At 42.1% G+C, this 6,957-nt stretch carries 10 protein-coding genes and 1 pseudogene; 4 read left to right on the top strand and 7 right to left on the bottom strand.

The window, feature by feature from the left end:
• Positions 1–89: 89 nt before the first annotated feature.
• Entirely contained in the window at positions 90–749 is a 660-nt protein-coding gene (locus tag D104_RS30710) for a hypothetical protein (RefSeq protein ID WP_024024490.1), read from the top strand.
• 2 nt (positions 750–751) lie between these two features.
• Positions 752–1,669 carry a hypothetical protein gene (locus D104_RS30705; protein ID WP_024024489.1) on the top strand — a complete coding sequence of 306 codons (918 nt, stop codon included), beginning with the start codon at positions 752–754 and terminating at the stop codon, positions 1,667–1,669.
• Between the two features lie 151 nt (positions 1,670–1,820).
• On the opposite strand, the gene D104_RS30700 is transcribed toward D104_RS30705, so the two are convergent.
• The gene (locus tag D104_RS30700; RefSeq protein WP_024024488.1) at positions 1,821–2,168 is read right to left on the bottom strand and encodes a Fic family protein; all 348 of its coding nucleotides are present in this window, start codon (positions 2,166–2,168) and stop codon (positions 1,821–1,823) included.
• Between the two features lie 14 nt (positions 2,169–2,182).
• Between D104_RS30700 and D104_RS30695 the strand changes: the two genes are divergently transcribed.
• Entirely contained in the window at positions 2,183–2,566 is a 384-nt protein-coding gene (locus tag D104_RS30695) for an MbcA/ParS/Xre antitoxin family protein (protein ID WP_024024487.1), read from the top strand.
• 41 nt (positions 2,567–2,607) lie between these two features.
• Here the strand turns inward: D104_RS30695 and D104_RS30690 are convergent, their stop codons facing one another.
• Positions 2,608–2,862, bottom strand: coding sequence for a hypothetical protein (locus tag D104_RS30690; protein ID WP_024024486.1), 255 nt, complete (start codon positions 2,860–2,862; stop codon positions 2,608–2,610).
• A 192-nt stretch (positions 2,863–3,054) separates the two neighbouring features.
• Positions 3,055–3,411 (bottom strand): hypothetical protein, encoded by a 357-nt coding sequence (locus tag D104_RS30685; RefSeq protein ID WP_024024485.1) that lies wholly within the window; start codon positions 3,409–3,411, stop codon positions 3,055–3,057.
• A 255-nt stretch (positions 3,412–3,666) separates the two neighbouring features.
• Here D104_RS30685 and D104_RS0118945 point away from each other — a divergent pair, with 255 nt between their 5' ends.
• Positions 3,667–4,050 carry an IS66 family transposase gene (locus tag D104_RS0118945; RefSeq protein ID WP_152531161.1) on the top strand — a complete coding sequence of 128 codons (384 nt, stop codon included), beginning with the start codon at positions 3,667–3,669 and terminating at the stop codon, positions 4,048–4,050.
• A 66-nt stretch (positions 4,051–4,116) separates the two neighbouring features.
• Here D104_RS0118945 and D104_RS30680 read toward each other — a convergent pair whose 3' ends face one another.
• From D104_RS30680 to D104_RS30665, 4 genes and pseudogenes are all read right to left on the bottom strand, one after another.
• Positions 4,117–5,061 (bottom strand): endonuclease, encoded by a 945-nt coding sequence (locus D104_RS30680; RefSeq protein ID WP_024024484.1) that lies wholly within the window; start codon positions 5,059–5,061, stop codon positions 4,117–4,119.
• 201 nt (positions 5,062–5,262) lie between these two features.
• Positions 5,263–5,493, bottom strand: a complete 231-nt coding sequence (locus D104_RS37045; RefSeq protein ID WP_051997762.1) for a hypothetical protein — start codon at positions 5,491–5,493, stop codon at positions 5,263–5,265.
• 270 nt (positions 5,494–5,763) lie between these two features.
• Positions 5,764–5,946, bottom strand: coding sequence for a hypothetical protein (locus D104_RS30670; RefSeq protein WP_024024483.1), 183 nt, complete (start codon positions 5,944–5,946; stop codon positions 5,764–5,766).
• A 219-nt stretch (positions 5,947–6,165) separates the two neighbouring features.
• Positions 6,166–6,612: pseudogene (locus D104_RS30665) on the bottom strand (IS5/IS1182 family transposase); the annotation flags it as partial.
• Positions 6,613–6,957: the final 345 nt, after the last annotated feature.

Below are 6,957 nucleotides of genomic sequence, written 5' to 3'. Positions count from 1 at the left end.
CAATATGCTTTTACTCCATTAAGTAACGGGGTGCATACCGTACGTATTACTGGTTTAAATGGGCACGGCAAATATGACTTGGAGGTCAAATGATAAACAAGGTATTTTTTCTCATATTTCTTGCATTTATTAGTGGCAATTCGTTTGCTATGCCTATCTTAAGTGTATTTAATGAGTCGCTTAGTGAAAGGGTAAAAGTTTCAGGTAGGTTTCATGCTGGGTTACAGATCAACACTACTATTCCTAGTGATAAACTCTATGTCTTGATGCCGGAGAATAGTGATAAAAAGCTCTGTGTGGATATAGCAAGTGTCGATGGTATTTATAGGGCAAATATCATTTATCAATTAAACAGTGAACAAAAAGGATACATTGAGCTCCCTTTTGATAGTAAGTACAAATCACAATTATTACAGTATCGCCCCTTGGACCTTGCTGTAAAAGCAACGATTGGTACCTCCTGTGGAAGCATGGGTAATCGAAATATACTTGCTTCTTGGGGTAAAGACAGTGATGCCACGTCGTTAGTTCTTCTGATAAGGAGTGATGCAAGGAGTGATGTTGCTTACATTCCTGATATCAAAAATCCATCACACAAGGTTAAATGCCAAAAAATTGAGACTAGATATAACGTTGCTTATGATAAGTATTGTCTTTTTGAAGGTTTAGAACTTCAAAGTGTAAATTCTATTGAGGTTGAACGGAAAAATCTCCGCTTAATTCCTCATGAGACATTTGAGGTTAATTAAGTTTGAAAAAACTATTCTTTTTACGCTTCTATTTGGTTAGCCTAAAATTTTTTAGAGGAATACATTGCTCAAGAATAGATGAAGCGATAGTAATATTATCTTTAATTTTCATTATTGCTCTTGGGTATCTTATTACCTTTACATTTCCTTACCTGTCTAGCCAGAGCTCATTGTTTAATGTCGATGCGAAATCAGAATATATATCGATATCTCCGTTTGAAAAAGCTAGATACCCCGACTGGAAATTAGAAAATGTTACGGTTTATGATGGTTGTGGGGGAAACAGCGAGATATTGGTGGGAGTGTTAAGTATCAATTCAGTAACTACTATTGAGTTGGAAAGAATAGAGAAAAACGACTTATCTGTAACTTTAAACACGCCCAATTTCGAAAGTACTGCCAAGATAACGTCTAATGCTGGATTAGAAAAAGATCTTTCTGATTGTGCAACTCTAGTGTTTGACACTTCTAATCAATCCTACATATTTCCAATTGATGGGAATGTAACGCTTGGTCATCAAATTTCAGAAAACTCTATGCGCCCACCCGTTCTTAAAAATGGAACGGTATATGTTGCCGATAAACGTATTTTGGCCGAAGATTACTACCAAAACACTCCGTTTGAATTGCGTATGGGTGATAGGTTTATAGTTCGTGATGCACAAACTCAAGCATCTGGATTTATTTTCGTTGATCACCAAGGGGATATCGATATCTCTTATAGAGTGAAAGGTAGAGAGGGGGTTGTTCAAAAATATAAATCGGAGCCGATTATTGTAGAAAATAATTTCTGGAGCAAGCTGGTAAATGATGATTTACTCGCTATTTTTTGGCTGTTTATTTGGGCCTTGTTCGGGATTATTAAATCTCTCTTATTTTTAAAGTATGATGTCATCAAGGTAGGTCGCAATAACGAGTAGTATCCCTGCTAAGAGTTCGCTAGGTACTGTTAACATAAAAGAAACTCTGTCAATTATGCAATAGCATAAAGATGTAAGCTGTTAAATCCATTAATAGGCTCAGTTATTAATGAACGAGCAAATAGTGCGTACTGCGTCCACCAGATTCAGATCAGACCAAACAACCTTGTTCAACTAACGTCGCTAAATGGCGCGTTGCTGTAGGCTTACTTACTTTGGCAGCTCTATGGTATTGAGTCGTGTTAATACCTTTTTCAAAACCTCCATCGAGCATACGATTCAAGACTTTGACCTGCTCCGACGTTAGCTTTGTTTGGTCGATTTTTCGCCAGTAGTTTGATTTCAAAATGGTCTGATCTATTTCTCTTAGCACGTCATTAAAGGTTTCGTTTAGCGTGCTAAGAAACCACTCTAACCATGCTGTGATGTTTTCAACACGCCCTAATTGGTATGGACCCAGTTTCCTAGACAGTTGAGCATCATTGTACTTATCAGCCATGTTAGGGGAGATATATGAGCATTAAACGAAAAAAATATGCCGAAAAATGCATTGATATTCATGATATTGAGAGCAGTCTTGATCTTGTTATGAATGATTCAAAAGGCAGCCCAGTTGCTGTAATGAAGGACTGTAGCCCCGCATTTTACTGTGTTCCCGCGGACACTTATGCCGCTATTTTAGAAGCAGTTGAAGTATCTGAAATGAGAGCACTGAATGAAAGGGTTCATCAATTGGGTCTAAAGCTGTTTGGTGACGAAGACAGATGGACATCATGGATGAAAAAACCTGCCTTAGCCTTAAATGGTCAATCGCCTGAATCAGTGATGGGGACTAAAGAAGGAATGCAGCGGGTAAGTGATCTCTTGGGAAAAATCGTCCACGGGGTTATAGTTTAAGTAAACAGTGTAGCTATTTGATATCAAAGGTTAAGATGATTTTAGTTTTCAGCTGCTGAGTTAAGAGCTATTTGTCGTTTATTGAAAGCATCAAAATCGGCTGACTCATCTTCATATCGAGCAATAACATTGCTCAAGGCTTCAATGATGATTAGGTTGTCATCATAGTGTTCTATCAAGTCTTCTAAAAGTATGAGGGCTTGTTGGTGCTCATCAGAGTTCGATATACCATTCAGAATAGGCAACTGGGTTACTATGGCTTTGGCCATTTGTGTTATTTCATTTGTCACTAACATTTCATTTACCTATGGTTACTAGGATTAATTGGGGCTGGGTTGATATTTAGTTCTTAGATATTGACTAGACAACCGCTCAATCAATCTGGATCACCCCCCCCCCCCAACGTTTTCAACGATATCTCTTCGGTCTGTCATAAAATCGGGGTCAGCTTTTGCCTGGAACGGTTGACTTCAATTTCTGTTCGCTTCCTATGAGATTTTATGAGATCGAACAATAAAAGGCAGCTCTAACTCATTGAGTTGATCTATTAGAGCTTCAGCGAGTTCGTGATCCACATTAAGAAACAGCTCATCTGCGTGAGCTGTATGGGAATCTAGCCCTTCAATTAGCTCTGCTTCACTTAGTCGATTTTGATTTATTCGACTGTTTGCCTGTTTAATCACAATATGGTTTCCTTCAGCACAGACTTCGACATGCGACCAACCATGTTGAGTAGCCATATCACGAATCGTAGTAATTATGTCTGCTTGAGTCTTTAGACCCAAAGCTTCATCTTCGTTTGCCGTAACTACTTCAAAAATGTTTGAAAACTTAATTGAGGCCATTGTCTGCCACTCTAAAATACCATCGATTGTTGGTATATATTATAGCTGAGAACTGTCTGGCGTGCTGGGTGCAAATGCGCCGTCATTTACTCAAAGTCGAAGAGGAAGAAATCGAGGTCGTGACACACGCTTTTATCCTGATTGCCGTTTTGTAACAACACGAAAGCCATATCAAGCAGAAAGGTTGGTCAGATGAGAAAAAAAAGATTATCGAGCACAACATAGCAAGCCCTTTTCGGAACAGTTTTTTGCCTTTTGCCTTTTGCCTTTTGCAAAGAGCAAAGACAACGGGCAGACCTATTACCAGACGATAGCTGGATGAAAGCGCTGAACTACACCTTAAAGCGCAAACGTCAACTGATGGTCTTCTTAGAAAAACCCGATGTCGCCATGGACACCAACCACCTAGAGCGAGAGATAAGACCCATCCCTATGGGTAAGAAAAACGGGCTCTTCTTTTGGACAGAACTGGGTGCCGAACACATTTGCCTCATCCAAAGCCTAATCTGCACATGTAAGCTGCATGACTTCGACCCCAACGTCTACCTGACGGATGTCCTGCAACGCGTTAGCCAGCAATCCAGCCAAAGAGGTCGCCGACTTAACACCAAGGCGAAGGAAATACCTGTTTGCAGATAATCCGTTAAATCGCCATTGCTCTGAAAGTCAATGAATCCCTAGAATGAACGCTTACTTTCAATGCACCTATCGGCAATTGCCAGCTTTACGAAACCCTGCTTCTATTGCGTTGCTCTCATTGTCAAACTCCACAATATTGGCATTGCTTATTGAGTGGTAGCTAGGGCACCCGCTAGCGAGATGGTAGACGCCACTACGACGGTTTCCTCTTACTACTTCAGTATCAGTGGGTGGAGCGGTCTGGTGCGCTTGCACGTCCGTTGACTGAGGCACGTTATTAGAAGGTGATACGGTGCCAAGCCTTGCTCTTTCTAGAACGTATGGATTGTGCCAACCCTGGTATTTAGCGATTCGACGATCGCGTTCAAGTTCCCAATCAGTAACAGGGTGTATTGCATTCCATGACTGGAATAACTGGCGCTGCTGTGAAGACAATCTAATGTTGTATCTATCTGCAAAGTACAGCTTAATTCTGGCAATCATTCCTCGTGCGGATTCGGGCGGTTCAGCCACTCGTTGAGCTCTATCAACCTCAAAATCACAACGTCCAAACTCCCGTGCCTCACCCGGTATCAATCCCCATTTGTAATTGCTACGAACGGCATTTAAAGACCCAACGACCGGGGTGAGGTTGTGCATGTCGGCTTCCATGGCATTGAATGTGGGATTTGTTTTTTGACAATTGCCGCGACCGTCTTCGCGCCAACAAGGAAAATGGTTGGCGGCATTGCTTGCCGCAAAGACATGCTCCCATTCAGTGCGTTGAGCACGGGTTGGCTGATAGGATTGATCCAGTCCGCACGCGGCCGCGTTTTGGCTGGATATAGACCCGCCTGATCGACCTCGCCAATCCCATTGGCAGCGGCAATACAAATCGCCCTGGGTGTTTTGATCGAAATAGACGTGTTGGCGTAGCAAGGTTTTTGCTTGGTCAAAATTGGCTGGGGCCGCATTAGCCAGATTATGAACAAAAACAGCGAGAAAGATCGCAAAAGAAATACGTTTAAACATAGCTCGTCCTTATTTTTTTACTCTATATTCGTGACCGCACTGTTCGAGTTCGTCGTCATCTATATCGTCTTCCTATGGGTATATAACGTAAAAAAGTTCCCTATCATCGTCAACCGCTTTGTCGTGTTCTGATGCGTGCTGGGCGCATTTTGGGCAGTCCCAATAAGCCTCATACTCCGTTTGTACATCACTTATAGTCAATCACCCTATTGTGTTAACTAAATCCACCAAAGCCAGTGTGTCTGCAACCGCACTGTGTGCCGACCCTTTCCATTTCACGCCAGCATGAGCTGCGTCATTGATCAATGAGATCGTGCCGCACTTATTCGTGGGACCGTACTTTTGGGCGGCTATCTCTATGGCGCAATGTCTTTTAATGTCGGCTGTCCACTCAGTGGGTTTATAAAACGCGTTCTCGGTTTGCATCATCATTCGGGCGAATGTCGTATACAGAATTAAAAATGACGAGTGAGCGGCCAGTGAGTAGCGCCTTTAGTTTATCCGAAATATCACTTCGTTATAGCACATTGAGTAAATCATTCATGCTGATATCGTGAACAGCGTGGGCGCGTGAATTTTGGTTAACAGTGGGTACAAGCTTGCTTTTGAGTGTGACAACAGTCACACATTCTTTAGTGTCGCTAGTTTTAATCTCTAGTTGAACAGTGAGATATATTGTGAAAAATAGGTGTAATGTTACTTTTAGAGTAAATCTAATTGCTGCTTTGATGAAGAGGGTGGATGCTCATCTATGACTAATTTTAAGTGGTCTTGAAGATCCTCGATTTTCATAGCTAACTCTGCCTGTGATTCATGAGGAATATTCGAAAGATCTTGAAAGGATATAAGCTCGAGAGAATAGTAAAGTGCTTGAATATTTTCCATGAAAATCAGTCCTTGATTCGGAATTTCGACTCTAATTTTTTAGCATGGTCTGTAGTGAAATGTCAACCCAACGTTAGGGAACGTGCGATTAAGTCAGATTATTAGCACTAAGTCGCAGCTGGCCTGATTCGCTCTTTAATTTACTTAAAACCTCGGTTTTTAGTGTGTCTATTCCCTAGTTGGAGGCTTAAAAGCTCCAACTACCATCATCAAGACGGATTAACCCCGTGCAGACCTTATCATCTGATCCACTCGCAGTATGTTTCCCAGTGCAAACAACACCGCGAGCTTATTGTCATTTTTTGATAGACCTTTATAGACCACTTTGCGGAACCCAAACTGGCACTTCAGTATCCGAAACGGGTGCTCTACTTTTGCTCTGATGCTCGCTTTTATGTACTCAGTATTGATGGGGATTTTATTAATACGGGGATGCTTTTTCCATTCCCGAACCTTGCTTGGCATCTCCGCAATCAACCACTCCAACGTCTTATCTTTGGTTTCCTCACGTTTTTCCACGCCACGGTAGCCTGAGTCAGCAGAGACAAACGTCTCATCGCCATGCATGAGCTCAGTGATTTGGTTTAGGTCATGTTCATTGGCAGAAGTGGTGGTGAAACTATGCACCAAGCCACGTTTGGCATCGACTCCAATATGTGCTTTTAGTCGGGTAAGGACAGTGTGTTACCACACCATCCTCCCCTAAGAACCGTACTTGAGAGTCACCCCTCATACGGCTCAAGCCTCTCAACAGCCTTGATATGACCGAGCTTCACAATGGGGAAATCGATCGATGGCGGCGCTCCAAATAAGCGTTCCATGTCGGATTGTAGGGATTCACTGCACTACGTATTTTAATGTGCCTTACGATCAGAACGGTCGATGCTGAAAACAGCCGCAACCGTTGGCTTATGCCATTAATCCGATCATCAGATCGCAAACACCCAGTGTCTTGCCCCTTCAACATGGAAGTATTTTTTCTGGGTATACGGATTTAATGGTTGATGGGGC

The organism is Marinomonas profundimaris (assembly GCF_000508165.1).
GTDB lineage: Bacteria > Pseudomonadota > Gammaproteobacteria > Pseudomonadales > Marinomonadaceae > Marinomonas > Marinomonas profundimaris.
The sequence above is the reverse complement of the archived record's forward strand: the minus strand, read 5'-3'. Positions and strand labels throughout refer to the sequence as shown.